This window comes from Pseudomonas azerbaijanoccidentalis, assembly GCF_019145495.1.
Taxonomy (GTDB): domain Bacteria; phylum Pseudomonadota; class Gammaproteobacteria; order Pseudomonadales; family Pseudomonadaceae; genus Aquipseudomonas; species Aquipseudomonas azerbaijanoccidentalis.
This window is the reverse complement of record NZ_JAHSTU010000004.1, coordinates 221,991-248,340: the sequence shown is the minus strand read 5'-3', so window position 1 is coordinate 248,340 and position 26,350 is coordinate 221,991. Positions and strand designations below refer to the sequence as shown.

The window sequence follows — 26,350 nt, the reverse complement described above, 5'->3', positions numbered from 1 at the left end:
GAGAGACGCTATGGATATCACTGAACTGCTGGCGTTCAGCGCCAAACAAGGCGCATCCGACCTGCACTTGTCGGCCGGCCTGCCACCGATGATTCGGGTGGATGGCGACGTACGACGCATCAATCTGCCGGCGCTTGACCACAAGCAGGTGCAGGCGCTGATCTACGACATCATGAACGACACCCAGCGGGTGGACTTCGAAAAGCATCTGGAAACCGACTTTTCCTTTGATGTGCCCGGTGTTGCGCGCTTTCGGGTCAACGCCTTCAACCAGAGCCGAGGCGCCGGCGCGGTGTTCCGTACGATCCCCTCCAGAGTCCTGAGCATGGACGAGCTGGGCATGGGCGAGGTCTTTCGCAAGATGACCGACGCCCCTCGCGGCCTGGTGCTGGTGACCGGCCCGACCGGTTCCGGCAAGTCCACCACGCTGGCGGCGATGATCGATTACCTGAACAACCATCGCCATCACCACATCCTCACCATCGAAGACCCGATCGAGTTCGTCCACGAATCGCGCAAATGCCTGATCAACCAGCGCGAAGTGCACCGCGATACCCGCAGCTTCGCCACGGCCCTGCGCTCGGCGTTGCGGGAAGACCCGGACGTGATTCTGGTGGGGGAAATGCGTGATCTGGAAACCATTCGCCTGGCGCTGACCGCCGCCGAAACCGGGCACTTGGTGTTCGGCACGCTGCACACCACATCGGCCGCCAAAACCATCGACCGGATCGTCGACGTGTTTCCGGGGGACGAGAAGTCGATGGTGCGCTCGATGTTGTCCGAGTCGCTGCTGGCGGTGGTCTCGCAGACACTGGTGAAGAAAATCGGCGGTGGGCGTATTGCCGCTCACGAGATCATGCTCGGGACATCGGCGATCCGTAACCTGATCCGCGAAGACAAGGTGGCGCAGATGTACTCGTCGATCCAGTCAGGCGGGTCGCTGGGGATGCAGACGCTGGATATGGGTTTGAAAGACTTGGTGACCAAGGGCTTGGTCAGTCGGGAGCATGCGCGGGAGAAGGCGCGGTCACCGGATGGGTTTTGAAGATTTGGTGTTTTCAAAGCCCCCATCGCGAGCAGGCTCGCTCCCGCAGGGGAGCGCATTCCAATGTGGGAGCGAGCCTGCTCGCGATGGGGCAATCATGTTCAACGCAGATTTCGGACGCTGAGATCAGCGCTGAACAACCCGCAACGCATTCTGTTCTTTCGGCAGAACCCGCTTGGCAACCACGTAGTGGCTTTCCCAGTACGGTTTCTTCAAGGTGTCGATGGTCACCGACTTGCCACGGCGTGGTGCGTGGATGAAGCGGTCGTTGCCCAGGTAAATGGCAACGTGATTGACTCGACGGCTCTTGATGTTGAAGAAAATCAGGTCGCCAGGCTTGAGGTCCTTGCGATCGACTTTCTCGCCATGACCGCTGGCCATGGCATTGGAGGTACGTGGCAGGTCAAAGGTGGCGTCGTTGAACGCGTATTTCACCAGACCGCTGCAATCGAAACCTTTGCTCGGACTGCTGCCGCCCCAACGGTACGGCGTACCGAGGACATTAACGGCGCGACTCAGCACGTTGCTGCTTTCCTTGGTTGCCATTGGTGGCACCAGGCTGCTTTTGCTGGTCAACTCTGGAGCGGTTTTGACCAATTTCTTGCTTTTGCTCGAAGGAGCCGAAGCATGGGATTTTGGGGTGTAACCATTAACGTTTGGAAGACGTTGCTCACGATTGGTGGCGTGGGCGGCCAGTGGCATCAAAAGGCAAATGGTTAGCCATGTCTTGAAAAATGAACGCATTAGGCAAGGCTCGAATAGGTGAACGCGCAACTTTATAACAGCTTTTTTTGTCGTTCCGAGGCCGTTGGTCGATTCAACCTGGGGGTCAACGGAACCAAATAAGCGGCAATTGGACGCAATTGTCGGACAGAAGTCAGGTGCTATAAGGCTTTGACGGAAGTGAAGGTAGCATTTGCCGTATGTCGGGCGCCTGTAAAAAAGTCACAAAGAATTCAAGAATATTTATCTATCGTGTGAATCGAGGTCATCCATGAACACCTATCAACCCCCTGTTCCGCATCAGGACACCCACAGCAAAGTGATCGGTTACTTGCTGTGGATTTTCGGTTTTACCGGGGCTCACCGCTTTTATTACGGCAAGCCGGTGACCGGGACGATCTGGTTCTTCACCTTCGGTCTGCTGGGCATTGGCTGGTTGATCGACCTGTTCCTGATTCCGGCCATGGACCGTGAAGCCGACCTGCGATTCACCGCCGGGCCAATCGAATACAACGTGGCGTGGATTCTGCTGACGTTTCTGGGGGTGTTCGGCGTGCACCGGATGTATCAGGGCAAGTGGATCAGCGGTTTGCTGTACCTGGTGACGGGCGGGTTGTTCTTTCTTGGGGTGCTGTATGACTTCTGGACGCTGAACGATCAAGTGTCGGTGCGTAACGCGCAGAGTCGATAAGCGAAGAGCAAAAGATCGCAGCCTGCGGCAGCTCCTACACGGGGATATGCATTTCCCTGTAGGAGCTGCCGCAGGCTGCGATCTTTTGTTTTTAAGCCTGGTGGCTGATCCGCCCATCCACCAGGGTGTAGCGCACCAAACCCGGCAAACTGTGCCCAATGAACGGGCAGTTCTCGCCCTTGGACAGCCAGGTTTCGCCGGCCACGGTCGAGGCCGTCGGGTCGAACAGCACGAGGTCCGCTGCGCTGCCCACCGCCAGCTTGCCCGCCGGCAGGCGCAAGGCCTCGGCAGGGCCAACGCTCAAGCGCGCCAGCAGTGTCGGCAGGTCCAGCAAACCGTCTTCCACCAGCGTCATCGCCAGGGGCAGCAGCAGTTCAACACTGCTGATGCCCGGTTCGGTCGCGCCGAACGGGGCCAGTTTGGCGTCCCGCTCGTGGGGTTGGTGATGGCTGGAGATGGCCGAGATCACGCCGGATTTCACAGCAGCACGCAGACCATCACGGTCGGCGCGAGTGCGCAGCGGCGGCTGTACGTGATACAGGCTGCTGAAGTCGATTAGCGCTTCATCGGTCAGGATCAGCTGATACAGCGCCACATCCGCCGTGACCTTCAAACCACGTTGCTGGGCCTGTGCGATCAAGGCCACACCGCGTGCGCTGGTGAGCTGGCTGAAGTGCGCGCGCACGCCGGTTTGCTCGACCAGCAACAGGTCGCGTGCCAGGGCCACGGTCTCGGCGGTTTCGGGGATGCCCGGCAGACCGAGGAAACTGGCCGTTGGGCCTTCATGGGCCAGACCACCTTCGGCCAGGTCGTGATCCTGCGAGTTGAAGATCACCGTCAGGTCGAACGTCGCCGCGTATTCCAGCGCCCGGCACAGGGTGCGGGTGTTGCGGAAGCTCTCCAGGCCATTGCCGAAGGCCACGCAACCGGCATCGCGCAAGGCAACCAGTTCGGCCAGCTGTTCGCCGTCCAGGCCTTTGCTCAGGGCGCCAATCGGGAAGACCTTGGTGTTGCCGGCTTCGCGGGCGCGATCGAGGATCAGTTCGGCCACAGCCGAGGTGTCCAGCACCGGTTTGGTTTTCGGTGGGCAGCACAGGCTGGTGACACCGCCGGCCGCTGCGGCACGGGTTTCGCTGACAATCGAGCCTTTGCGGCTGTAGCCCGGCTCGCGCAGGGCGACGTTGAGATCAACCAGGCCCGGAGCGGCGACAAGGCCTTTGGCGTCGATGGTGTCGACGGCGGCAAAACCGGCCGGCGCGGCGCCAAGGGCGACGATCTTGCAGGCTTCAATATGGATGTCGGTGATTTGATCCAGGCCGCTGGCCGGGTCGATGACGCGTGCGCCGAGAATGCTGAGCTTCACTGGGCGTTCTCCTGGTCGAATTGGCGCTGCGCAGTCTGCCCGCTCATGGCCATGGACAGCACGGCCATGCGAATCGCGATGCCGTAGGTCACTTGATTGAGGATCACCGAGTGCGGGCCATCGGCCACCGCCGACTCGATTTCCACCCCGCGGTTGATCGGCCCCGGGTGCATGACGATGCAATCGGGCTTGGCCCCGGCCAGGCGCGCAGTGGTCAGGCCGAACAGGCGGTAGAATTCGCCTTCGCTTGGCAACAGGCCGCCGGTCATGCGTTCACGCTGCAGGCGCAGCATGATCACCACGTCGACGTCTTTGAGGCCTTCGGCCATGTCCGTGTAGACCTTCACGCCGTATTGCTCGATGCCGATCGGCAGCAAGGTTTTCGGCGCGATCACGCGGATGTCCGGGCAACCGAGGGTCTTCAGGGCCAGCATGTTCGAGCGCGCAACCCGCGAGTGCAGGATGTCGCCGACGATGGCCACCGACAGGTTTTCAAAACCGCCCTTGTGCCGGCGGATAGTCAGCATGTCGAGCATGCCTTGGGTCGGGTGCGCGTGACGGCCGTCGCCACCGTTGATGATCGCCACTTGCGGGCAGACATGTTCGGCGATGAAGTGCGCGGCACCGGAATCACCGTGACGCACGACGAACATGTCCGCGGCCATGGCTTCCAGGTTACGCAGGGTATCGAGCAGCGTTTCGCCCTTGCTCGCCGACGATGTCGACACGTTCAGGGTGATCACGTCCGCCGACAAGCGCTGGGCCGCCAGTTCGAAGGTGGTGCGGGTGCGGGTGGAGTTCTCGAAGAACACGTTGCACACGGTCTTGCCGCGCAACAACGGGACTTTCTTCACGGCCCGGGCGCCGACTTCGAGGAAGGAGTCGGCAGTGTCGAGGATTTCCGTCAGCAGCTCGCGGCGCAAACCGTCGAGCGAGAGGAAGTGGCGCAGCTGGCCCTGATCATTGAGCTGCAGCGGGCGCTTGGTGTCTAGAGGCGTCATCGCGAGGGGACTCTCAATAGGGCGGAATTAAAGGGCGAGGTCTTGCAGTTCGAGGGCAAGCTCCGGGCCGGACAGCTTGACGCGCTCGTGGGCAGCCAACGACAGGGTCGCGCCCACCACGTTCGGGCGGATCGGCAACTCGCCGGCGTCCAGGTCCAGCAGGCACACCAGCGTCACGCTGGCGGGGCGACCGTAGTCGAACAATTCGTTCAGGGCGGCGCGGATGGTGCGGCCACTCATCAGCACGTCATCGATCAGCACCAGGTGCTGGCCTTCGATTTCGAACGGCAGGGCCGAGGGGCGCACTTGCGGGTGCAGGCCGTTCTGGCTGAAGTCGTCACGGTAGAAGGAAACGTCCAGAGTACCGAGGGGCTCTTCGCTACCCAATTCCTTGAGTAGGGCCTGGGCAACCCAGACCCCGCCGGTACGAATGCCGATGTAACGCGGTTCGCTGATGCCACGGTGTTCCAGGTGGGCCTTGAGGCGCGTGGCCATCTGGCTGATCAGTTCGGCAGGATTGGGCAGGCTCATGGTTGCTCCTTCTTTGACCCGAGCCGGTGCCGCTTCAACGGCAGGCTCGGGTTGTAGCTAAGAGAGGCGGGTTAGCGACTCGTCAGGATTCGAACAGTGCAGTGTTTTCGTCGAGCCAGCCTTGCAGCAGCAGGGCGGCGGCGATGGCGTCGACCGGGTTGTCACGATAGCTGCCCTTTTGTCCGCCGCGATCACGTCGCTCGCCTTTGGCTTCAAAGGTCGTCAGGCGTTCATCGTGGGTATAGAAGGGCAGGTTGAAGCGGCCGTTGAGGCGGCGGGCGAACTTTTCGGCCCGCAGGCACATCTCGCTCGGTGTGCCGTCCATGTTCAGCGGGAGGCCGACTACCACGGCGTCAGGTTTCCACTCTTTAATGAGGGCCTCGACCTGGTCCCAGTCGGGAATGCCGTTTTGTGCTTTCAAGGTGCACAGCTCGCGGGCCTGGCCGGTAATTACTTGGCCGACCGCAACGCCGATCTGTTTGGTGCCGTAGTCAAAACCCAGAATCAGCCGCAGGGCCATCAGGCGTGCCCCGCCTGGCTGGTGAGCAGGCTGAGATTGACGCCCAGGTGTTTGGCCGCCGCTTCCAGGCGCAGTTCGCTGCTGGTGTTGAACAGGATGTCGGCGTCGAACGGGCAGGTCAGCCAGGCGTTTTGCGCCAGTTCTGCCTCCAGTTGCCCGGCTTCCCAGCCGGCATAGCCGAGGGCGATCAGGCTTTTCGCCGGCCCGACGCCATCGGCAATGGCGAACAACACGTCCTGGGAGGTCGACAGGGACAGCTCGCCTTCCAGATCAACGGTCGCCTGAAAGGTTTTCCCCGACGGATGCAGGACAAAGCCGCGATCGGTCTGAACCGGCCCGCCGATGAAGATCGGCACATGCTGGCAGAGGACCGGCGGTTCGATATCGGGGCGCAATTGTTCGAGGATATCGGCCAGATTCAGATCTTGCGGACGGTTGACCACCAGCCCCATGGCACCATTGGCCGTGTGCTCGACGATGTAGGTCAAGGTGTGCGCAAAGTTCGGGTCGGCCATGTGTGGCATGGCGATCAGGAAGTGATGCTTGAGGTAACTGGGGCTGACGTTTTTCATGACCGCTAGTGTGGCGTTCGAGGGGCGAACTGACAAGCTTGAACAAGGCAAAAGATCGCAGCCTTCGGCAGCTCATACAGGGGAATGAGTACATCTGTAGGAGCTGCCGAAGGCTGCGATCTTTTAATTACTGGACAACCGATCGCCGCGCGCAAACTTCCACGTGCGGATGATTTCCAGCCGGTCGATGTCCGACAAATCCCCGGTAAACGGTGCAAACGGCGCTGCCAGCCGCACGATGCGTTGGGCTGCCTGGTCCAGCAGTGGTTGCCCCGAGGACTCCAGCACCAGCACCTCATACAGCGAACCGTCGCGGTTGATCGACACCATCAGGCGCAAATTGCCGTAGATCTGTTTGCGCCGCGCTTCGTCGGGGTAATTGAGGTTGCCGATGCGCTCGACCTTCTTGCGCCATTCGTCTTTGTACCAGGCGCCCTTGTCGCGCATGGTCGAGGCGGCACTCAGGCGGTGGATGCGCGGGCGTTTGGCGTACAGCTGTTGTTCCTGGGCCAGCTCCGCTTCCAGGCTGGCGATGTCGCTGGACAGCTGTTCGGAGTCGAAGGTCGGCGCCGCCACCGCAGGTTTGGTGACGGGCTTGGGTTCTTCGGTTTTGGTTGGGGCTTTCTTCGGTTTCGGCGCGACGGTGGTCACGGCAGCCTTGGGCGGAGCTTCCTGTTGTTCAGGCTTGGCCGCTGGCGGAGGCGTGACTTTTTGCACCTTGTTGTCCTGGAACGGCGCGATCTCGGTGGTCTTGGGGATCGCCTTTTTATCCAGTGTGCCGCTGCCCTGCTGATTCTCCTGGGCGAGGAAGTCAGCCTTTTCAGGCTTCTTTTCGCTTTTGAACGTGGCGAGGGTGATTTCCAGGGTTCTGCTGATCTGTTTGGGCTCGACCACCGCGAACCCGACGCCCAACAGCAGGGCCAGGTGAATCAAAGCCGCCAGAAACAGGGTAAAACCGAGGCGATCGGCCGGGCGCACGCCACGGTGGGCGAGTTCGGCAGGCAGATCGGACGGGAGGGTCATGACAAGGAAACCAACATCGCGTTTTCACAGGTCGCGCATGATAACGCAATGTTGGTTTGGCTTTTCAACGTGCCTTGAGCTTCTGATCGATGGCATCCATCAGCAGGCCGCCGATATCGGTGCCGAAGGCATTGTCGATCTCGCGGATGCAGGTCGGGCTGGTGACGTTGATTTCCGTCAGGTGCTCGCCAATCACGTCGAGGCCAACGAACAGCAGGCCTTTTTCGCGCAGGGTCGGGCCGACTTGTGCGGCAATCCAGCGGTCCTTCTCGGTCAACGGGCGGGCTTCGCCACGGCCACCGGCGGCGAGGTTGCCACGGGTTTCACCGGCGGCTGGAATGCGCGCCAGGCAATAGTCGACGGGTTCGCCGTCGATCATCAGGATGCGTTTGTCGCCGTCCTTGATTGCCGGCAGGTAGGCCTGGCCCATGATCTGCTGGGCGCCGAGCGCGGTCAGGGTCTCGAGGATCACCGAGAGGTTCGGGTCGCCGGCGCGATGACGGAAGATCGAGGTGCCGCCCATGCCGTCCAGCGGCTTGAGGATCACGTCGCCGTGTTTGGCGGCGAATTCTCGCAGCACGTCGGCGCGGCGGCTGACCACGGTCGGCGGCGTGCACTGCGGGAACAGCGTGGCGAACAGTTTTTCGTTGCAGTCGCGCAGGCTCTGCGGTTTGTTGACCACCAGCACACCGGCGCTTTCGGCTTGTTCGAGCAAATAGGTGGAGTAGACGAACTCCATGTCGAATGGCGGATCCTTGCGCATCAGGATCACGTCCAGGTCGCTCAGCAGCGAATCCTGTTCGGCACCCAGCTCGAACCACTTTTCAGGGTTGGCGAACACTTGCAGTGGACGCATCCGCGCCCGGGCGTGGCCTTCGCCCTGGTACAGGTCGCGCTGTTCCATATAGAACAGTTCCCAGCCGCGCTTCTGCGCGGCCAGCAACATGGCCAGCGAGCTATCCTTTTTATAGGAAATGCTGGCGATAGGGTCCATGACAATCCCGACGCGAACGCTCATTGGGTTTTCCTCGAAAATTGGCTACCGGATCGGTACGAAAAAAGTGGCGTCAGAGTGGCGCTGAGTGGGTTCCCGGTCAAGGAAAAACCACCGCACCGGTCGGCCGATAGATTGGTTCCGGAGACTGTGCTAAAAAGACTGCCAAGTGGTGCTGGCCCTTGAGTATCAAGGGTTTCGAGCCGCCGTTAACCGGCAAACGGACAAATTGATTCACAAAGGCGACGGTAGAGCATTTATGGAACAGCACCCCAGCGCCTTGAAGGTCATGGTGATCGACGATTCGAAGACGATTCGCCGCACCGCCGAAACGCTGCTCAAGAACGTGGGTTGTGAGGTCATTACGGCCATCGACGGTTTCGATGCCCTGGCCAAAATCGCCGACAATCATCCCGGAATCATCTTTGTCGACATCATGATGCCGCGTCTGGATGGTTATCAGACCTGCGCTTTAATCAAGAACAACAGTGCATTCAAGTCCACGCCAGTGATTATGCTGTCGTCCAAGGACGGGCTGTTCGACAAGGCGAAGGGGCGCATTGTCGGCTCCGACCAGTTTTTGACCAAGCCTTTCAGCAAGGAAGAACTGCTGAACGCGATCCAGGCCCATGTTCCGGGCTTCGCCGCCGTTTTGCCGCAGTAAGACACCTACAGTGACGCTCGGCCAACGGGCCTTGCGTCGACAAGAATGGGGAAGACCATGGCACGTATTCTGATCGTCGATGATTCGCCGACCGAAATGTACAAACTGACCGGCATGCTGGAAAAGCACGGTCATGAAGTATTGAAAGCCGAGAACGGCGCCGACGGCGTGGCCCTGGCCCGCCAGGAAAAACCCGACGCAGTGCTGATGGACATCGTCATGCCCGGCCTCAACGGATTCCAGGCCACCCGTCAGCTGACCAAAGATCCGGAAACCGGGCATATCCCGGTGATCATCATCACCACCAAGGATCAGGAGACCGACAAGGTCTGGGGTACGCGCCAAGGGGCCAAGGACTACCTGACCAAACCGGTCGATGAAGAAACCCTGCTCAAAACCCTGAACAACGTGCTGGCCGGTTGATCGTGCGGCCATGACCGAGTCGCTGACGGCTTTTGAACTGCTGCTGCAGATCGACCAGCGCTGTCGTTTGCTGGCGGCCGACTTGCCGTCACAGCCAACCCGGCAGAACAGCTGGAGCGGCATCGGTTTTCGCCTGGGTGAATACTGGTACGTCGCGCCGATGGGCGAAGTCAGTGAAGTGCTGCACGAGCCGCGCGTCACTCAGGTGCCGGGGGTCAAGCCTTGGGTCAAGGGCGTCGCCAATCTGCGGGGACGCCTGCTGCCGATCATGGACCTGTGTGCCTTTTTGGGGCACGAATTGTCGGTGGCGCGCCGGCAGCGGCGAGTGCTGGTGGTGGAGCATCAAGACGTGTTCGCCGGGCTGATGGTCGATGAGGTGTTCGGTCTTCAGCACTTTGCCCAGGGGAGTCTGGAGCCCGTTGCCACCGATGCGGTTCCAGGGCCGATGGCGGCATTTGTCGAAGGCTGCTTTCAGGGCGAACAGACCTGGCGGGTGTTCAGTCCGTTTGCGCTGGCGCGGTCGCAGGGGTTCATGAATATCGCGGTGTAACAGGCCAATACGGACCCTGTGGGAGCGAACCTGCTCGCGATTGAACGATAACGCGGTGTTGCTCAGACACCGCGGCGCATGAATCGCGAGCAGGCTCACTCCTACTGGAGGTGGCAAGGTGAAAAGGGTGTGGTTAACAGGCGAAGACCGATGACAAAAGCAAAAACAGGCAAGCCAATGGAAGGGTCGCGCAGTCGGTCGCAGATCATCGTGCTGTTCATCGCGCTGATTATTTTCATCATGTTGTTGTTCGCCAACTTCGCGTACCTCAACACCCAGGCCACTTACGACAAACAGTACATCGGCCACGCCGGTGAGCTGCGCGTGCTGTCCCAGCGCATCGCCAAAAACGCCACCGAAGCCGCGGCCGGCAAAGCCGCCGCGTTCAAGCTGCTCAGCGACGCCCGCAACGATTTTGCCCAGCGCTGGAGCTATCTGAAGAAAGGTGACCCGTCCACCGGCCTGCCTCCTGCGCCGTCCACCGTGCGCCCGGAAATGCGTGCCGTGCAGCTGGACTGGGAACGCCTGCTGAAAAACACCGACGCCATTCTCTCCAGTGAACAGACCGTGCTATCGCTGCACCAAGTCGCCGCGACCCTGGCCGAAACCGTCCCGCAGTTGCAGGTCGAGTACGAAAAAGTCGTCGAAATTCTCCTGCAACGCGGGGCGCCGGCCGCGCAGGTGGCGATGGCCCAGCGTCAGTCATTGCTGGCTGAGCGAATTCTCGGCGCCGTGAATACGGTGCTGTCGGGCGATGAAAGTTCGCAGCAGGCCGCTGACGCGTTCGGTCGCGATGCGGCGCGCTTCGGCCAGGTGCTCAACGGCATGCTCCAGGGCAACCCGGCGCTGAAAGTCAGCCAGGTCGAGGACCGTGATGCGCGCGCGCGGTTGATCGAGATTTCCGAGTTGTTCGAGTTCGTGTCCGGCTCGGTGGACGAAATCCTCGAAACTTCGCCGGAGCTGTTCAAGGTTCGTGAGTCGGCCACCAACATTTTCAGCCTGTCGCAAACCCTGCTCGATGAAGCCTCGCACCTGGCCAGCGGTTTCGAAAACCTTGCCGGCGGACGCGACACCGACACCATCGGTGGCTACGTGCTGGGCCTGGCGGCACTGATGTCGATCATCCTCATTGGCTTGGTGATGGTGCGCGAAACCAATCGTCAACTGCGCGAAACCGCCGAGAAAAACGAACGCAACCAGAACGCGATCATGCGCCTGCTCGACGAGATCGAAGACCTGGCCGACGGCGACCTGACCGTGACCGCCTCGGTGACCGAAGACTTCACCGGCACCATCGCCGATTCGATCAACTACTCCGTGGATCAGCTGCGTGACCTGGTGGCCACGATCAACCTGACCGCCGGGCAAGTCGCCGCCGCCGTACAGGAAACCCAGGCCACTGCGATGCACCTGGCGCAGGCCTCCGAGCATCAGGCGCAGCAGATTTCCGAAGCGTCCACTGCGATCAACGACATGGCCCAGTCCATCGATCAGGTGTCGGCCAACGCTGCTGAATCCTCGGCAGTGGCCGAACGTTCGGTGGAAATCGCCAACAAGGGCAACGAGGTGGTGCACAACACCATCCACGGCATGGACAACATCCGTGAACAGATCCAGGACACCGCCAAGCGGATCAAGCGCCTGGGCGAGTCGTCCCAGGAAATCGGCGACATCGTCAGCCTGATTGATGACATCGCCGACCAGACCAACATCCTCGCCCTCAACGCGGCGATCCAGGCATCCATGGCCGGTGATGCCGGACGCGGTTTTGCAGTGGTCGCGGACGAGGTGCAACGCCTGGCCGAGCGCTCTTCGGCGGCCACGCGACAAATTGAGACTTTGGTGCGTGCGATCCAGACCGACACCAACGAAGCGGTGATTTCCATGGAACAAACCACCACCGAAGTGGTGCGTGGCGCGCGCCTGGCGCAGGATGCCGGTGTGGCCCTGGAAGAAATCGAAGGGGTTTCGAAAACCCTGGCGGCGCTGATCCAGAGCATTTCCAACGCGGCACAACAACAGACGTCGTCTGCCGGGCAGATTTCCCTGACGATGAACGTGATCCAGCAGATCACCACGCAGACCTCGTCCGGTTCGACTGCCACCGCCGAGAGCATCGGCAACCTGGCGAAAATGGCCAGTCAGTTGCGGCGATCGGTGTCCGGTTTCACGTTGCCCGCCACCAAGGCACAGGTCGCGGACAAAGCTTGAACCGGCCCTCGGGCGCCGGCATTTTGATTGAGGGTGGGGACTGGAGTGGTTATGGGTGATCGGCACGACTATGTGGCCCTCGAATGGGTCAAAGGCGAAATTGCCGAAACGCTGAAGCAGGCTCATCACGCGATCGAAATCCAGCTTGATGATCCGCAGGCGACGCACGCCCTGAGCGAATGCCTGGCGTGCATCCATCAGGTGCACGGCAGTCTGCAGATGGTCGAGTTCTACGGCGCGGCCCTGCTCGCCGAAGAAATGGAACAACTGGTCATCGCGCTGCAAGAGGGGCGCGTCAGCCACCGCGACGAAGCGTTGCACCTGATGCTGCAAGCGCTGGGGCAACTGCCGATCTACCTTGACCGCGTACAAGGCGCGCGCCGCGATTTGCCGTTGGTGGTGCTGCCGCTGATCAACGATTTGCGCAGTGCCCGTGGCGACAGCCTGTTGTCGGAAACCAGCCTCTTCAGCCCGCAGTTGCCGGATCTGCCGCCGCTGTCTGAAGAAGCGCTGGCGCTGCTGGAGCCGGCTGAATTGCCGAGTGTGCTGCGTAAGTTGCGGCAGATGCTGCAGATGGCGCTGGTCGGTCTGTTGCGCGAACAGGATGACGACACTCATCTCGGTTATCTGGCCAAAGTATTTTCACGCCTGGAAAGCTTGTGCGGTAACGCGCCGCTGAGCCCGTTGTGGCAGGTCACTTCGGCCTTGGTCGAAGGCATGCGCGGTGGCGCGATCGCCAACAGCCCGGCGCTGCGCAGCCTGTTCAAGGACGCCGACAAAGAACTCAAGCGCCTGCTCGAACACGGCATGCACGGCATCAATCAACCACCGCCACCCGACTTGCTCAAGAGTTTGCTGTTCTACATTGCCAAGGCCGAACATCCCACCGGGCAGATGCTGACCATGAAAGATCGCTACGCACTGGACGAAGCGCTGCCCGACAGCGCGATGGTCGATGAAGAACGCGCACGGCTGGCCGGCCCCGACCGCGATGCCATGCGTTCGGTCTTGGCCGCCTTGTGTGAAGAACTGGTGCGGGTCAAGGAACGCCTCGACCTGTTCGTGCGCAGCGACCGGCAACACACTTCCGATCTCGACAGCCTGCTGGCACCGCTGCGGCAAATCGCCGATACCCTGGCGGTGTTGGGGTTTGGTCAGCCGCGCAAAGTCATCATCGACCAACTGGCGGTGGTGTTGAGTCTCGTCCAGGGGCAGCGTGCGCCCGACGATGCGATCCTCATGGATGTCGCCGGGGCGTTGCTCTATGTCGAAGCCACATTGGCTGGCATGGTCGGCACGGTAGAGCCCGAGAGCCAGGAAGACAGCCGTCTGCCGACCACCGACCTGACGCAGATCCACCAGATCGTGATCAAGGAAACGCGGATTTGCCTGCAACAGGCCAAGGACATGATCGTCGACTACATCGACGCTGACTGGGATCGTCAGCACTTGCAGGCACTGCCGGCATTGCTGACCCAGGTGCGCGGTGCGTTGGCGATGATTCCATTGACCCGCGCGGCGAGCCTGATTGAAACCTGCAATCACTTCATCCGCGAGCATCTGCTGCTGGATCCGGGCCAGCCCGGCTGGCAGGAGCTCGACAGTTTGGCCGACGTCATCTCCAGCCTCGAATATTATCTGGAACGCTTGAGCGATGATCCGGAAGCGCCCGGCGAACTGCTGCTCGACGTCGCGGAAAAAAGCCTGGCGTCGCTCGGCTTCTTCCCTAATGAAAATCCTGGCGAACAGCATGTGCCGCTGCTTGACGATGTGCTGAGCCCCAGTGAAGCAAAAGACCTGCAAAAACGTCAGGAGCGGGATGCGCCGGCCCTCGTCCAGACCCTGGCCGATGTGCTGGCCAACCCTGTGTCCGCCCTGAATCCGCCCGCGCTCGATACCCCTGGCAGCTTGTTGCCGCCGCCCCCGGGCGAAGAACCGGTGGACGATGAGTTGCGTGAAGTTTTCCTCGAAGAAACCGATGAAGTCCTCGAAGTCCTGCGTGAATACCTGCCGCGCTGGTCGGTCAATCCCGACAATCGTTCAGCCCTGAGTGAACTGCGCCGCGCCTTCCATACCCTCAAGGGTAGTGGCCGCATGGTGCGCGCCTTGGTGTTGGGCGAGCTGGCCTGGTCAGTGGAAAACCTGCTCAACCGCGTGCTGGAAAACAGCGTGGAGCCAGGGGCCACGGTGCAGCAACTGCTCGGTGATGTGCTCAATCTGCTGCCGGAACTGGTGGCCGAATACGCCGCCAATGCTCAGCGCCAGCGTAACGATGTCGATCGGTTGGCCGCTCGCGCCCATGCTCTGGCCAAGGGCGAAGAACCGGCCTGCGACGAGGACACGCAGGACGTCTCGGCGCTCGATCCGCTGTTGCTGGAGATTTTCCGCAAAGAAGCCGAAAGCCATTTGAGCAGCCTCAATCACTTTCTCGATCAGGCCGCCGAGCATGTGCCGTTGCAGGCCAGTGACGAGTTGCAACGAGCCTTGCATACGCTCAAGGGCAGCGCGTCGATGGCGGGCGTGTTGCCGATTGCCGAGCTGGCCGCGCCACTGGATCAACTGGCGCGCGAGTACAAGGCGCATCAGCTTGCGCTGGATCTGGACGAAGTCGAATTGCTGCTGGAAGCCGAAGGCCTGTTCCGGCTTGGCTTACGCCAGCTCAGACGCGAACCGCTGGCCGAAATCCCCAACGCCAAAGCGTTGATCGAACGGGCTCAGGCGATGCTCGGTGAGCGTCTGCAAAACCTCTCGAATGCGCCGAGCACCGGGTTGCGGGTCAAGCGTGATCCACAGTTGATCAACAACTTCCTGGCCCAGGGCATGGACATCCTGCTTGATGCCGAAAGCCTGTTGCAGCGCTGGCAGCAGCACCCTGGTGAGCGCCAGGAACTCAGCGCGCTGCTGGACGAGTTGACCACCCTCGGCGAGGGCGCACATCTGGCCGATCTGCATCCGGTGGACGAACTCTGCGAAGCACTGCTTGATCTGTATGGCGCCGTGGAAGAAAGCAGCCTGGCGGTCAGCGAGACGTTTTTTCACGAGGCACAAAGTGCCCATGAAGCGCTGATCAACATGCTCGATGAACTGGCCGCCGGCCAGGAAGTCAGCCCACGCCCTGATCGGATTCGCGCTTTGCACGGCTTGCTCGACGAGAGCCTCGATCCCTCGGCCATGGGCCTGATCCGCAGTGACGGCAGCCGCTCACTGAGCATTCGCGATTTGTCCGATGCCACCGCCGAATTGGCACAGAGCACTTTGGGAGACCTGGCACCGACCACTGTTGGATCTGGCTTGCCAGCGATAGATTCACAGGCGCCACGTTCATCCAATGAAAACGCATCATCGTTAACGCCCATCGCTGGCAGGCCAGCTCCCACAGTGGAGATGGATGACGAGATCGTTTCGATCTTCCTCGAAGAAGCCGTGGACATTCTGGACAGCGCCAACCAGGCCTTGCAGCGCTGGTTGAACGACCCGCAAAACGCCGCGCCCCTATCGTCGCTGCAGCGCGATCTGCACACCCTCAAGGGGGGCGCGCGGATGGCCGAGGTCGAGCCGGTCGGTGACCTGGCCTATGAGCTGGAAAGCCTTTACGAAGGCTTGGTCGACCGCCGCTACAGTTACAGCGACGTACTCGCGCAGTTGCTGCAGCACAGCCATGATCGGTTGGCGCAGTTACTTGAGCAATTGCAGAATCATCAACCGCTGGGCGATCCGAGTGAGTTGATCGAGGCGATCCGTGCGTTCCGCCAAGGCCATGCGGGCAGCGCCGATGTGATCGAACCCGCTGCCAGCAATGACTCGGCCCACCACGACAGTGAGCTGCTGGACATCTTCCTCGAAGAAGGTTTCGACATCATCGAAAGCTCCGGCGCAGCGCTGGTGCGCTGGCAAGCCGAACCGTCGAGCCGTCAGGAAGTGGAAACCCTGCTGCGCGACCTGCACACCCTCAAGGGTGGTGCGCGCATGGTGGAAATCGCCCCGATTGGCGACCTGGCCCATGAGCTGGAGTTTCTCTACGAAGGCTTGTCGACCGGTGAACTGAAACCCACGGGGGCGTTGTTCGAACTGCTGCAACGCAGCCACGACCGGTTGGCGCAAATGCTCGACGCCGCCCGTGCTGGCGAGCCATTGCCACCGGCCGACCGACTGCTCGACGCGATCAAGAACTTCAGTCACCCGGTCGTGCCAGAACCCATCGCACCGATCGCGCTGCCGGCGGCAAAAACCGAGACGCCAGTGCTGCAGTCGGACGCTGGCGCAGATATGGTCAAGGTCTCGGCGGAACTGCTTGACGACCTGGTCAACCTGGCCGGTGAAACCTCGATTTTCCGTGGCCGGATCGAACAGCAAGTCAGCGATGCGCAGATAGCGCTCAACGAGATGGAAACCACCATCGAGCGGATGCGCGACCAATTGCGCCGCCTCGATACCGAAACCCAGGGCCGCATCCTCAGCCGTCAGCAAGTCGACGGCGAACGTCAGGGCTACGAAGAATTCGACCCGTTGGAGATGGACCGCCACTCACAATTGCAGCAGCTGTCGCGGGCACTGTTCGAATCCGCCTCCGACTTGCTTGACCTCAAGGAAACCCTCGACCGGCGCAATCAGGATGCCGAGAACCTGCTACAACAGCAGGGGCGCATCAACACCGAGCTACAAGAAGGCCTGATGCGTACGCGCATGGTGCCGTTCGAACGGATGCTGCCGCGCTTGAAACGCATCGTCCGCCAAGTGGCCGGCGAGCTGGGCAAGGACGTCGAATTCATCGTCGGCAATGCCGAAGGCGAGATGGATCGCAACGTGCTCGAACGCATGGCCGCACCGCTGGAACACATGCTGCGTAACGCCGTGGACCATGGCCTTGAGTCTGCCGACGTGCGGCTCGCGGCGGGGAAACCGGCGCAAGGACGAATCAGCCTGGACCTGTTGCGTGAGGGCGGCGACATCATTTTCGATATCCGTGACGACGGCGCCGGTGTGCCGTTGGACGCGGTGCGGCGCAAGGCGATCAAGCGCGGCTTGCTCGATCCTGACAGCGAAATCAGCGACCGTGACGTTCTGCAATTCATCCTGCAACCGGGGTTTTCCACGGCTGAGAAAATCACTCAGATCTCTGGTCGGGGTGTCGGCATGGACGTGGTGCACGAAGAGGTGCGGCAACTGGGCGGCACCATGAGCATCGATTCGGTGCCGGGGCAGGGTGTGCATTTCCGCATTCGCCTGCCGTTCACAGTGTCGGTCAACCGCGCGCTGATGGTGCAATGCGCTGAAGATCAGTATGCGATCCCGCTGAATACCATCGACGGTATCGTCCGCGTCTTGCCCAACGAGCTCGAAGGGCATTTCCGTCTCGATCCGCCGAGCTATGAATACGCCGGGCAACGCTATGAACTGTGTTACCTGGGCGAACTGCTGAAAACCAGTCCGCGTCCAAAGCTGTTGGGCCAAAGCCTGCCGCTGCCGGTGTTGCTGGTGCAGTGCAACGATCGGCACATCGCGGTGCTGGTCGACGCCATGGCCGGCACGCGCGAGATCGTAGTGAAAAGCCTCGGCCCACAGTTCGCCGCCGTGCAGGGTGTCTCCGGGGCGACGATTCTGGGGGACGGCCGCGTTGTGCTGATTCTGGATTTGCTGGCGCCGATCCGCGCCATGCAAGCGCGTGTACCGCAACGTCCGGGAGGTCACGAAATCGAGGCCGAGCCGCAGCGTCCGTTACTGGTAATGGTGGTCGACGACTCGGTCACGGTGCGCAAGGTCACCAGTCGTTTGCTCGAACGCCATGGCATGAACGTGCTGACCGCCAAGGACGGAGTCGACGCCATGCTGCTGCTCGAAGAGCACATGCCCGACCTGATGCTGCTGGACATAGAAATGCCGCGCATGGACGGCTTCGAAGTGGCGACTCAAGTGCGCAACGATGAGCGCTTGCAGCATCTGCCGATCATCATGATCACCTCCCGCACCGGCCAGAAACACCGCGACCGGGCGATGGCCATCGGCGTCAACGACTACCTCGGCAAGCCGTACCAGGAATCGGTACTGCTTGAAAGCATTGCCCTGTGGAGCAAAACCCATGCTTGAGCGGCTGATCAGCCAGCGCACCAGCCACCTCACCGGCCTGCTGCTGCCTCTGGCCGACCGTAACCTGATCTTGCCCAACGTCGCTGTCGCCGAGCTGATCGACTACCAGCCGGCGGCGTTCGATCTGGATACACCGCCGTGGTATCTGGGCCGAGTGACGTGGCGCAACCGGCAAATTCCGCTGCTCAGTTTCGAGTCGGCGTGCGGGCAAAAAATCGTCCTGGGCGAGCGCGCGCGAATTGTCATTCTCAATGCGTTGGGTGGGCGCGCTGAGCTGAAATTCATTGCGATGCTGGTGCAGGGGATTCCGCGCTCGTACAAGCTCGACAGTCAGTTGAGCTATGTCGACGTGCCGCTGTGTGCGCTGGAGAAAGCGGCGGTGCAGGTGGCGGATCAAGTGGCAAAGGTGCCGGATTTGCTGGCGTTGGAGGAGTTGCTGGTGAATGCCGGGTTGGGTATTTGATCCAAAGTTTGTGGTGACTTCACAGGCGGCAACCACTAACCCTGTGGGAGTGGGCTTGCCCGCGATGGGGCCCGCATAAACGACGCAGATCCCGATCATTAACCTGAGCGTAACTATTCACCACTCCGCTTGATTGATACCCCACACCCAACACTCCTAAGGTAGCTCCACGACAGCGAACCCGTGGAGTGGTCATGACTACAACAATATCCCCCGACTCACGATGGACGCGGCGGCGCAGCGAAAAGCAGCGGCGCCTCGAACAGGTGCGAGGTCTTGCCGACGGTGTGGTGTTGCCTACCGACAACATCGTCGCGGCGCTTGAGGCGTTGATCCTGCCGGGCGATCGCGTGGTGCTGGAGGGCAACAACCAGAAGCAGGCGGATTTCCTTTCCCGCTCCCTGGCCAAGGTTGACCCGGCCAAGCTCCACGATCTGCACATGATCATGCCCAGCGTCGGCCGCTCCGAGCACCTGGACCTGTTCGAACGCGGCATCGCCCGCAAGCTCGACTTCTCTTTTGCCGGCACCCAAAGCCTGCGCATCAGTCAGTTACTCGAAGACGGCCTGCTGGAAATCGGCGCGATCCACACCTACATCGAACTCTATGCACGGCTGGTGGTGGACCTGATTCCCAACGTCGTGCTCTCAGCCGGTTTCATGGCCGACCGCGCCGGCAACATCTACACTGGGCCAAGCACCGAAGACACCCCGGCGCTGATCGAACCGGCGGCGTTCAGCGACGGCATCGTGATTGTTCAGGTCAACCAATTGGTCGACGACGTCAGCGATTTGCCGCGCGTCGACATTCCGGCGTCCTGGGTTGATTTCGTGGTGGTGGCCGACAAGCCGTTCTACATCGAACCGTTGTTCACCCGCGACCCACGACACATCAAGCCTGTGCACGTGTTGATGGCGATGATGGCGATCCGCGGTATCTACGAAAAACACAACGTGCAGTCGCTTAACCACGGCATCGGTTTCAACACCGCGGCCATCGAGCTGATTTTGCCGACCTACGGTGAATCCCTCGGCCTCAAGGGCAAGATCTGCCGCAACTGGACCCTCAACCCGCATCCAACCCTGATCCCGGCAATTGAAAGCGGCTGGGTGGAAAGCGTGCATTGCTTCGGCACCGAACTGGGGATGGAGAACTACATCGCCGCCCGGCCCGACGTGTTCTTCACCGGACGCGATGGCTCCCTGCGTTCCAACCGGATGTTCTGCCAATTGGCCGGACAGTACGCCGTGGACCTGTTCATCGGTGCCACCCTGCAAGTCGATGGCGACGGCCATTCTTCCACCGTGACCCGTGGGCGCCTGGCTGGTTTCGGCGGAGCTCCGAACATGGGCCACGACCCGCGCGGGCGCCGTCACGGCACGCCAGCCTGGCTGGATATGCGCCATGACGACGCGGGGGAACCGATGCTCGAACGTGGCAAGAAACTCGTGGTGCAGATGGTCGAAACCTTCCAGGAGGGCGGCAAGCCGACTTTCGTTGAAACCCTCGATGCGGTCGAAGTGGCGAAGAAAAGCGGCATGCCGCTGGCGCCGATCATGGTGTACGGCGACGACGTCACCCACCTGCTGACCGAAGAAGGCATCGCCTATCTGTACAAGGCACGCTCGCTGGAAGAGCGTCAGGCCATGATCGCGGCGGTCGCGGGCGTGACAGCCATCGGCCTGCGCCACAACCCCAAAGACACTGCGCGCATGCGCCGCGAAGGCCTGATCGCCTTGCCCGAAGACCTCGGCATTCGCCGTACCGACGCCACCCGTGAACTGCTGGCCGCGAAAAGCGTGGCCGATCTGGTGGAGTGGTCCGGTGGCCTCTACAACCCGCCCGCCAAGTTCAGGAGCTGGTAATGCACGCATTCAATCTGCAACCGAAAACCCTGAACCTGGCCGAGCGTTTGGCGGACATGGCGGTGGACGCGCTGATCGATGAAGCCGACCTGTCGCCGAAGCCGGCGCTGGTCGACCGTCGCGGCAATGGCGCCCACACCGATTTGCACCTGGGCTTGATGCACGCCTCGGCGCTGTCCCTGTGGCCGGCCTTCAAAGAGATGGCCGACGTCGCCATCAACATCGGCGAAATCAGTTTGCCGCTGCGCGAAGCCGTGGGCCGTATCGGTCGTGAGGGCGAGCTAGCCATGCTCGATACCACGGCTGGCGTGAACACCCATCGCGGTGCGATCTGGGCCTTGGGCCTGTTGGTCACCGCCGCGGCGCTGGAACCCGAATCCACCAGCGCAGCTGCAATGACGTTGCGCGCTGCACGGTTAGCCTTGCTCGATGATCGTTACGCCCCGCGTCCGCTCAGCCATGGTGCGCAAGTCGCCCAACGCTTCGGCGCTCGTGGTGCCCGTGAGGAAGCGCAACTTGGCTTCCCTGCGGTCACTCAACGGGCTCTGCCGCAACTCAAGCGCAGCCGCGCCGACGGCCATGGCGAACAGAATGCGCGGCTCGATGCCTTGCTGGCGATCATGACCCAGCTGGTCGACACCTGTGTGCTGTACCGCGCTGGCGAAGAAGGCCTGGACACCATGCAACTCGGCGCCCAAGCGGTGCTCGATGCCGGCGGCAGCGCCAGCCTTGCCGGACGTCGTCGGTTGCATGAGCTGGACCAACAACTCATCGCATTGAATGCCTCGCCCGGTGGTGCTGCCGACCTGCTCGCAGCCTGCCTGTTCATCGACCGTGTCGAGTCGGGCGAAAGCTTTATACAGGGAGCTTTCTGATGGAAACCTTATCCTTTGAATTCCCGGCCGGGCAGCCACCACGCGGTCGCACGCTGGTGGGTTGTGTCGGCTCAGGCGATCTCGAAGTCATGATCGAACCGGGGCAGGCCGGCAAATTGACCATCACCGTGCAGACCTCGGTCAACGGCAGTGAACAACGCTGGCAGCATTTGTTTGCGCGGATGTTCGACGGCCAGACGCCACCGGCCATGGACATCGACATCCACGATTTCGGCGCCACCCCCGGCGTAGTCCGCCTGCGTCTGGAACAAGGCTTTGAGGAGATCGGCCATGACTGACAGCGCAGCCTTGCTCAACAAGCACAGCTTCGTCGAACTCGGTGCCCGGCAACGAGCGAAAGCCTTGCTTGATGCGGGCACCTTTCGTGAATTGCTCGACCCGTTCCAGCGCGTGATGTCGCCGTGGCTGTCACGCCAGGGCGTGGTGCCGCAGGCGGATGACGGCGTAGTCATCGCCAAAGGCACCGTCGATGGTTTGCCAGTGGTGATCGCCGCCATCGAAGGCGCATTCCAGGGCGGCAGCCTCGGTGAAGTCGGCGGGGCAAAAATTTCCGGCGCACTGGAACTGGCCGCTGAAGACAACCGCAAAGGCATCCCGACGCGTGCCGTGTTGCTGCTTGAAACCGGCGGCGTGCGTTTGCAGGAAGCCAATCTGGGCCTGGCGGCGATTGCCGATATCCACGCGGCGATTGTCGACTTGCAACAGTATCAGCCGGTGGTTGGCGTGGTCGCGGGCAGCGTCGGTTGCTTTGGCGGCATGTCGATTGCCGCCGGGTTGTGCAGCTACTTGCTGGTGACCCAGGAAGCGCGCCTTGGCCTCAATGGCCCGCAGGTGATCGAGCAGGAGGCCGGGCTTGAGGAGTACGACTCCCGCGACCGGCCGTTCATCTGGAGCCTGACCGGTGGCGAGCAGCGCTTCGCCAGTGGTTTGGTGGACCGCTACGTCGCTGACGATGCGACGCAGATTCGCCAGCAGGTCGGTGAGTTGCTCAAGCAAGGTTTGCCGGCGCAACCGCGCAGCCGTCAGGCCGATCTGTTCCTGCAACGGTTGGCGCGTCTGGACGCCGAACCGCAAATCGAGCCGTCAGTGGTTCGCGACCTGTATCAAGGAGAGCGCTCATGAGTGCGTATTCCCTAAGAGGCCTGAACTGGTTCAACGCCTTGAGCGCCAAAGCCAATCCTGTTGACGGTTTGCCGGCCTCGTTGAAAGTCGCCGATGGCGTCTTGGGCGGGCAGCCGGTGCGGTTTATCGCCGTGGTCGCCGACCCGGAAAACCGCTTCGTTCGTGCCCGTAATGGCGAGGTTGGTTTGCTCGAAGGATGGGGGCTGGCCAAGGCTGTGGATGAAGTGATCACCGCGGATCAGGACAAACCGCAGAAGCGCGCATTGATCGCGATTGTCGATGTGCCGAGCCAGGCCTACGGTCGACGCGAAGAGGCACTCGGCATTCATCAAGCGTTGGCGGGTGCGGCGGACAGTTATGCCCGCGCACGTCTGGCCGGGCATGCCGTGATCGGTTTGCTGGTGGGCAAGGCAATGTCCGGGGCGTTTCTCGCGCACGGTTATCAGGCCAACCGCTTGATCGCCCTGCGCGATCCGGGGGTGATGGTGCATGCCATGGGCAAGGCATCGGCGGCGCGGGTGACTTTGCGCAGTGTTGAAGAACTGGAAACCCTGGCCGCCAGCGTGCCGCCGATGGCGTATGACATCGACAGCTATGCCAGCCTGGGTTTGCTGTGGGAAACCTTGTCGGTGGAGCAGATCGAACAGCCGACCTCGGCAGATGTGGCGCGGGTGACTGACTGCCTGAGCCAAGCGATGGGCGATGTCGCCACGAAGGGCGTTGATCTCAGCGGTCGCCTCGGCGCAACCAATCGCGCGGCATCGAGCAAGGTTCGCCAGTTGCTGAGTGAGCAGTGGTGAACACGTTTCTCGCCCACGACCTGCTCTGGGGTATGACCCCGGCGCAGTTGCCTGCGGACGCGCCTGCGTGGGCAGTCGAGTCGCTCAGCGCCGGGCAACCGGTGGTGGTGCGGCGCGCGCTGTCGACGGCGGATCGGATGGCGGTCGGCGTGCGTGGGCGTTTGCGCGAGCAGCGTTATGCGGCGTCGATGGCGATGGCTTCGATAACCCGTCGCGTGATGCCCGAAGAACTCTGCCATGTCGACGTCGCCCGAGACTTGCCGGCACTCGAAGCCTTGGCGCAATTGCGTCCGGCACTCGATGCTTGCGGTTGGGTCTGGGGTGTCAGCGGCAGCGCCGGGTTCGAGTTGGCCAGCGGGTTTGCTGCCCTCCATCAGGGCAGCGATCTGGATCTGATCCTGCGCACACCAATGCCCCTGGCGCGGGATCAGGCTCGGGAGCTGGTCGCGTTGCTCGATACGGCGGTGTGCGTGGTGGACCTGCAATTGCAGACACCGCTGGGTGGTGTTGCCCTGCGTGAATGGGCCGGCGCATCGAATCGCGTGCTGCTGAAAAGCGCCAGCGAGGCCTGTCTGGTGACTGATCCATGGAACCCGCAGGAGCAAGCAGCGTGAGCAGCTTGCTGGTGTTCCCGGGGCAAGGCGCGCAGCAGCCGGGCATGCTCCAGCGCTTGCCTCGGGAAACGCTGATTGAGGCCAGCGACGTGCTTGGTAAAGACGTTTTACTGTTGGATTCTACCGAGGCATTGCAGTCGACAAGGGCGGTACAGCTTTGCTTGCTGATCGCCGGTGTGGCGGCTGCGCGGCAGTTGTCGATGACGCCGGATTATGTCACCGGGTTGTCCATCGGTGCCTATCCGGCAGCGGTGGTGGCCGGTGCCTTGAGCTTCAGTGATGCGTTGCAGTTGGTCAGTTTGCGCGGTGAGTTGATGCAGCGAGCTTATCCACAGGGCTACGGCATGACCGCGATCATCGGTCTTGATCTGACCACTGTGGAAGGGTTGCTGGCGCAGGTTCACAACGCTGATTCGCCGGTTTACCTGGCCAACATCAACGCAGATAACCAGGTGGTGATCGCCGGCAGCGACGGTGCAATGAAAGCCGTGGCCGAGTTGGCGAGAAGTCGCGGTGCTGGTCTGGCCAAGCGTCTGGCAGTCAGCGTGCCTTCGCATTGCCCGCTGCTGGAAGCGCCTGCGCAAACCCTCGCCGAAGCCTTCGCCAAGGTGTCACTGCAAACACCGAAAATCGGCTACCTGAGTGGCAGCCGCGCGCGGCCGGTGACCCGGATCGAAGCGCTGCGCGACGACCTCGCGTTCAACATGTGCCGCGTAGTGGATTGGCGCGGCACGGTACAAAGCGCTTACGAGCGCGGCGTACGGCTACAGATCGAACTGCCGCCCGGTGCGGTGCTGACCGGGCTGGCGCGCCGGGTGTTCGAGCAAGGCACCGTGATTGCTTTCGATGGTGCACGGCTCGATACCCTGCAGGCGCTGTTGCGTGAGGAGGGAAGCCGCCAATCCTAGACCACCCGACTTAAGGCTTCGAACAACAAAAACAACATTCGACGATGCACTTTGAGGACGACAACAATGATTATTTACGGTGTGGCGCTGCTCGCGATCTGTACGCTGGCAGGGGTGATCGTGGGTGACATGCTCGGCGTGTTGCTGGGCGTCAAATCCAACGTCGGCGGGGTCGGGATCGCGATGATTCTGTTGATCTGCGCAAGGTTGTGGATGCAAAAAGGCGGCGGCATGACCAAGGACTGCGAAATGGGCGTCGGCTTCTGGGGCGCCATGTACATTCCGGTGGTGGTGGCGATGGCGGCGCAACAAAACGTGGTTACGGCGTTGCACGGCGGGCCGGTGGCGGTACTGGCGGCAATCGGTTCGGTGGTGGTCTGCGGCTGCACCATTGCCTTGATCAGCCGGACTCACAAAGGCGAACCGTTGCCCGATGAATCCGAAGAGATAAGCCCCGTTGGCACACCCGTAGGAGGCCGCTGATATGTGGGATCTCATTGAGAAAGGTCTGGAGCATAACGGCCTGGTCACTGCATTCGCCTTCGTCGGCGTGATCATGTGGGTGTCTGTGGTGCTCTCCAAACGCCTGACGTTCGGGCGCATTCACGGCTCGGCAATTGCCATCGTCATCGGGCTGGTGCTGGCCTGGGTGGGCGGCACCATGACCGGCGGGCAAAAAGGCCTGGCGGACCTGACGCTGTTCTCCGGCATCGGCTTGATGGGCGGCGCCATGCTGCGCGATTTCGCCATCGTCGCCACAGCGTTCGAAGTGCAGGCCACTGAAGCGAAAAAGGCCGGTTTGATTGGCGTCATCGCGCTGCTGCTGGGCACCGTGCTGCCGTTCATTGTCGGTGCGTGCATGGCCTGGGCGTTCGGTTATCGCGATGCGGTGAGCATGACCACCATCGGCGCGGGGGCGGTGACTTACATTGTTGGCCCGGTAACCGGTGCGGCCATCGGCGCGACTTCGGATGTGATGGCGCTGTCGATTGCCACGGGGCTGATCAAGGCAATTCTGGTGATGGTCGGCACGCCGGTGGCGGCACGCTGGATGGGCCTGGATAACCCGCGTTCGGCGATGGTGTTTGGCGGCTTGGCCGGCACCGTGAGCGGTGTGACGGCGGGCCTGGCGGCGACGGATCGGCGCCTGGTGCCTTATGGTGCGTTGACGGCGACATTCCACACCGGGCTTGGGTGCTTGTTGGGGCCTTCGCTGCTGTACTTCATTGTTCGCGGGATTGTTGGCTAGCCATTAATCCTGAGTCGTCAGATCCGACGCCATCGCGG

General features: G+C 61.6%; 25 protein-coding genes. 17 read left to right on the top strand and 8 right to left on the bottom strand.

Features of this window, described 5'->3' with window-relative positions:
• Positions 1 to 10 precede the first annotated feature (10 nt).
• The gene (locus KVG88_RS15285; protein ID WP_150701751.1) at positions 11 to 1,045 is read left to right on the top strand and encodes a type IV pilus twitching motility protein PilT; all 1,035 of its coding nucleotides are present in this window, start codon (positions 11 to 13) and stop codon (positions 1,043 to 1,045) included.
• Positions 1,046 to 1,171: 126 nt separating this feature from the next.
• On the opposite strand, the gene KVG88_RS15280 is transcribed toward KVG88_RS15285, so the two are convergent.
• Positions 1,172 to 1,789: a C40 family peptidase gene (locus KVG88_RS15280; protein WP_150701750.1), complete on the bottom strand. Its 618-nt coding sequence runs from the start codon at positions 1,787 to 1,789 to the stop codon at positions 1,172 to 1,174.
• Positions 1,790 to 2,039: 250 nt separating this feature from the next.
• Between KVG88_RS15280 and KVG88_RS15275 the strand changes: the two genes are divergently transcribed.
• Positions 2,040 to 2,459 (top strand): NINE protein, encoded by a 420-nt coding sequence (locus tag KVG88_RS15275; RefSeq protein WP_150701749.1) that lies wholly within the window; start codon positions 2,040 to 2,042, stop codon positions 2,457 to 2,459.
• Positions 2,460 to 2,550: 91 nt separating this feature from the next.
• Here the strand turns inward: KVG88_RS15275 and KVG88_RS15270 are convergent, their stop codons facing one another.
• From KVG88_RS15270 to gshB, 7 genes are all read right to left on the bottom strand, one after another.
• Complete coding sequence (locus tag KVG88_RS15270) at positions 2,551 to 3,822, bottom strand: dihydroorotase (protein WP_217871942.1); 1,272 nt, start codon at positions 3,820 to 3,822, stop codon at positions 2,551 to 2,553.
• The gene (locus KVG88_RS15265; RefSeq protein ID WP_150701747.1) at positions 3,819 to 4,823 is read right to left on the bottom strand and encodes an aspartate carbamoyltransferase catalytic subunit; all 1,005 of its coding nucleotides are present in this window, start codon (positions 4,821 to 4,823) and stop codon (positions 3,819 to 3,821) included. Before KVG88_RS15265 ends, KVG88_RS15270 begins: the two co-directional genes overlap by 4 nt.
• A gap of 27 nt (positions 4,824 to 4,850) precedes the next feature.
• Positions 4,851 to 5,354, bottom strand: a complete 504-nt coding sequence (gene pyrR / locus KVG88_RS15260; protein WP_150701746.1) for a bifunctional pyr operon transcriptional regulator/uracil phosphoribosyltransferase PyrR — start codon at positions 5,352 to 5,354, stop codon at positions 4,851 to 4,853.
• 82 nt (positions 5,355 to 5,436) lie between these two features.
• A complete protein-coding gene (gene ruvX / locus KVG88_RS15255) occupies positions 5,437 to 5,874 on the bottom strand; it encodes a Holliday junction resolvase RuvX (protein ID WP_056853972.1) in 438 nt (145 codons plus the stop codon).
• Entirely contained in the window at positions 5,874 to 6,446 is a 573-nt protein-coding gene (locus KVG88_RS15250) for a YqgE/AlgH family protein (RefSeq protein WP_131107845.1), read from the bottom strand. The genes ruvX and KVG88_RS15250 overlap by 1 nt, the downstream gene beginning before the upstream one ends.
• A gap of 123 nt (positions 6,447 to 6,569) precedes the next feature.
• On the bottom strand, positions 6,570 to 7,469 hold the full coding sequence (locus tag KVG88_RS15245; RefSeq protein ID WP_150701745.1) for an energy transducer TonB: 900 nt from the start codon (positions 7,467 to 7,469) through the stop codon (positions 6,570 to 6,572).
• A gap of 64 nt (positions 7,470 to 7,533) precedes the next feature.
• Positions 7,534 to 8,487, bottom strand: coding sequence for a glutathione synthase (gshB, locus tag KVG88_RS15240; RefSeq protein ID WP_150701744.1), 954 nt, complete (start codon positions 8,485 to 8,487; stop codon positions 7,534 to 7,536).
• A gap of 235 nt (positions 8,488 to 8,722) precedes the next feature.
• On the opposite strand from gshB, the gene pilG reads away from it, so the two are divergent.
• The 15 genes from pilG to madM all read left to right on the top strand — a co-directional run bounded on the left by pilG (position 8,723) and on the right by madM (position 26,312).
• Entirely contained in the window at positions 8,723 to 9,127 is a 405-nt protein-coding gene (gene pilG, locus KVG88_RS15235; RefSeq protein ID WP_056854372.1) for a twitching motility response regulator PilG, read from the top strand.
• Positions 9,128 to 9,184: 57 nt separating this feature from the next.
• A complete protein-coding gene (pilH, locus tag KVG88_RS15230) occupies positions 9,185 to 9,550 on the top strand; it encodes a twitching motility response regulator PilH (protein ID WP_056853968.1) in 366 nt (121 codons plus the stop codon).
• A 10-nt stretch (positions 9,551 to 9,560) separates the two neighbouring features.
• Positions 9,561 to 10,100, top strand: coding sequence for a chemotaxis protein CheW (locus KVG88_RS15225; RefSeq protein WP_217871941.1), 540 nt, complete (start codon positions 9,561 to 9,563; stop codon positions 10,098 to 10,100).
• Between the two features lie 150 nt (positions 10,101 to 10,250).
• Positions 10,251 to 12,311 (top strand): methyl-accepting chemotaxis protein, encoded by a 2,061-nt coding sequence (locus tag KVG88_RS15220; protein ID WP_150701742.1) that lies wholly within the window; start codon positions 10,251 to 10,253, stop codon positions 12,309 to 12,311.
• Positions 12,312 to 12,362: 51 nt separating this feature from the next.
• Positions 12,363 to 18,395: an Hpt domain-containing protein gene (locus KVG88_RS15215; RefSeq protein WP_217871940.1), complete on the top strand. Its 6,033-nt coding sequence runs from the start codon at positions 12,363 to 12,365 to the stop codon at positions 18,393 to 18,395.
• Positions 18,388 to 18,858 carry a chemotaxis protein CheW gene (locus KVG88_RS15210; protein ID WP_150701740.1) on the top strand — a complete coding sequence of 157 codons (471 nt, stop codon included), beginning with the start codon at positions 18,388 to 18,390 and terminating at the stop codon, positions 18,856 to 18,858. Before KVG88_RS15215 ends, KVG88_RS15210 begins: the two co-directional genes overlap by 8 nt.
• 194 nt (positions 18,859 to 19,052) lie before the next feature.
• Entirely contained in the window at positions 19,053 to 20,723 is a 1,671-nt protein-coding gene (mdcA, locus tag KVG88_RS15205) for a malonate decarboxylase subunit alpha (RefSeq protein WP_150701739.1), read from the top strand.
• On the top strand, positions 20,723 to 21,598 hold the full coding sequence (locus tag KVG88_RS15200) for a triphosphoribosyl-dephospho-CoA synthase (protein ID WP_217871939.1): 876 nt from the start codon (positions 20,723 to 20,725) through the stop codon (positions 21,596 to 21,598). Before mdcA ends, KVG88_RS15200 begins: the two co-directional genes overlap by 1 nt.
• Positions 21,598 to 21,897 (top strand): malonate decarboxylase subunit delta, encoded by a 300-nt coding sequence (locus KVG88_RS15195; RefSeq protein ID WP_150701737.1) that lies wholly within the window; start codon positions 21,598 to 21,600, stop codon positions 21,895 to 21,897. Before KVG88_RS15200 ends, KVG88_RS15195 begins: the two co-directional genes overlap by 1 nt.
• Entirely contained in the window at positions 21,890 to 22,741 is an 852-nt protein-coding gene (locus KVG88_RS15190; RefSeq protein ID WP_150701736.1) for a biotin-independent malonate decarboxylase subunit beta, read from the top strand. The genes KVG88_RS15195 and KVG88_RS15190 overlap by 8 nt, the downstream gene beginning before the upstream one ends.
• Positions 22,738 to 23,541 carry a biotin-independent malonate decarboxylase subunit gamma gene (gene mdcE / locus KVG88_RS15185; protein WP_217871938.1) on the top strand — a complete coding sequence of 268 codons (804 nt, stop codon included), beginning with the start codon at positions 22,738 to 22,740 and terminating at the stop codon, positions 23,539 to 23,541. The genes KVG88_RS15190 and mdcE overlap by 4 nt, the downstream gene beginning before the upstream one ends.
• Entirely contained in the window at positions 23,535 to 24,155 is a 621-nt protein-coding gene (locus KVG88_RS15180; RefSeq protein WP_217871937.1) for a malonate decarboxylase holo-ACP synthase, read from the top strand. The genes mdcE and KVG88_RS15180 overlap by 7 nt, the downstream gene beginning before the upstream one ends.
• Positions 24,152 to 25,063 carry a malonate decarboxylase subunit epsilon gene (gene mdcH, locus KVG88_RS15175; protein ID WP_217871936.1) on the top strand — a complete coding sequence of 304 codons (912 nt, stop codon included), beginning with the start codon at positions 24,152 to 24,154 and terminating at the stop codon, positions 25,061 to 25,063. Before KVG88_RS15180 ends, mdcH begins: the two co-directional genes overlap by 4 nt.
• Before the next feature lie 66 nt (positions 25,064 to 25,129).
• Complete coding sequence (gene madL, locus KVG88_RS15170; protein WP_217871935.1) at positions 25,130 to 25,546, top strand: malonate transporter subunit MadL; 417 nt, start codon at positions 25,130 to 25,132, stop codon at positions 25,544 to 25,546.
• Position 25,547: 1 nt separating this feature from the next.
• Positions 25,548 to 26,312, top strand: a complete 765-nt coding sequence (madM, locus tag KVG88_RS15165; protein WP_150701731.1) for a malonate transporter subunit MadM — start codon at positions 25,548 to 25,550, stop codon at positions 26,310 to 26,312.
• Positions 26,313 to 26,350 lie beyond the last annotated feature (38 nt).

Coding starts and splice junctions, on each gene's coding strand:
- ruvX (WP_056853972.1), bottom strand. CDS start 5,874: ATGGCCCTGCGGCTGATTCTGGGTTTTGACTACGGCACCAAACAGATC.
- KVG88_RS15210 (WP_150701740.1), top strand. CDS start 18,388: ATGCTTGAGCGGCTGATCAGCCAGCGCACCAGCCACCTCACCGGCCTG.
- mdcE (WP_217871938.1), top strand. CDS start 22,738: ATGAGTGCGTATTCCCTAAGAGGCCTGAACTGGTTCAACGCCTTGAGC.
- mdcA (WP_150701739.1), top strand. CDS start 19,053: ATGACTACAACAATATCCCCCGACTCACGATGGACGCGGCGGCGCAGC.
- pilH (WP_056853968.1), top strand. CDS start 9,185: ATGGCACGTATTCTGATCGTCGATGATTCGCCGACCGAAATGTACAAA.
- KVG88_RS15215 (WP_217871940.1), top strand. CDS start 12,363: ATGGGTGATCGGCACGACTATGTGGCCCTCGAATGGGTCAAAGGCGAA.
- KVG88_RS15285 (WP_150701751.1), top strand. CDS start 11: ATGGATATCACTGAACTGCTGGCGTTCAGCGCCAAACAAGGCGCATCC.
- KVG88_RS15190 (WP_150701736.1), top strand. CDS start 21,890: ATGACTGACAGCGCAGCCTTGCTCAACAAGCACAGCTTCGTCGAACTC.
- madM (WP_150701731.1), top strand. CDS start 25,548: ATGTGGGATCTCATTGAGAAAGGTCTGGAGCATAACGGCCTGGTCACT.
- gshB (WP_150701744.1), bottom strand. CDS start 8,487: ATGAGCGTTCGCGTCGGGATTGTCATGGACCCTATCGCCAGCATTTCC.
- KVG88_RS15195 (WP_150701737.1), top strand. CDS start 21,598: ATGGAAACCTTATCCTTTGAATTCCCGGCCGGGCAGCCACCACGCGGT.
- KVG88_RS15220 (WP_150701742.1), top strand. CDS start 10,251: ATGACAAAAGCAAAAACAGGCAAGCCAATGGAAGGGTCGCGCAGTCGG.
- KVG88_RS15275 (WP_150701749.1), top strand. CDS start 2,040: ATGAACACCTATCAACCCCCTGTTCCGCATCAGGACACCCACAGCAAA.
- KVG88_RS15265 (WP_150701747.1), bottom strand. CDS start 4,823: ATGACGCCTCTAGACACCAAGCGCCCGCTGCAGCTCAATGATCAGGGC.
- KVG88_RS15250 (WP_131107845.1), bottom strand. CDS start 6,446: ATGAAAAACGTCAGCCCCAGTTACCTCAAGCATCACTTCCTGATCGCC.
- pilG (WP_056854372.1), top strand. CDS start 8,723: ATGGAACAGCACCCCAGCGCCTTGAAGGTCATGGTGATCGACGATTCG.
- madL (WP_217871935.1), top strand. CDS start 25,130: ATGATTATTTACGGTGTGGCGCTGCTCGCGATCTGTACGCTGGCAGGG.
- KVG88_RS15225 (WP_217871941.1), top strand. CDS start 9,561: ATGACCGAGTCGCTGACGGCTTTTGAACTGCTGCTGCAGATCGACCAG.
- KVG88_RS15245 (WP_150701745.1), bottom strand. CDS start 7,469: ATGACCCTCCCGTCCGATCTGCCTGCCGAACTCGCCCACCGTGGCGTG.
- pyrR (WP_150701746.1), bottom strand. CDS start 5,354: ATGAGCCTGCCCAATCCTGCCGAACTGATCAGCCAGATGGCCACGCGC.
- KVG88_RS15280 (WP_150701750.1), bottom strand. CDS start 1,789: ATGCGTTCATTTTTCAAGACATGGCTAACCATTTGCCTTTTGATGCCA.
- KVG88_RS15200 (WP_217871939.1), top strand. CDS start 20,723: ATGCACGCATTCAATCTGCAACCGAAAACCCTGAACCTGGCCGAGCGT.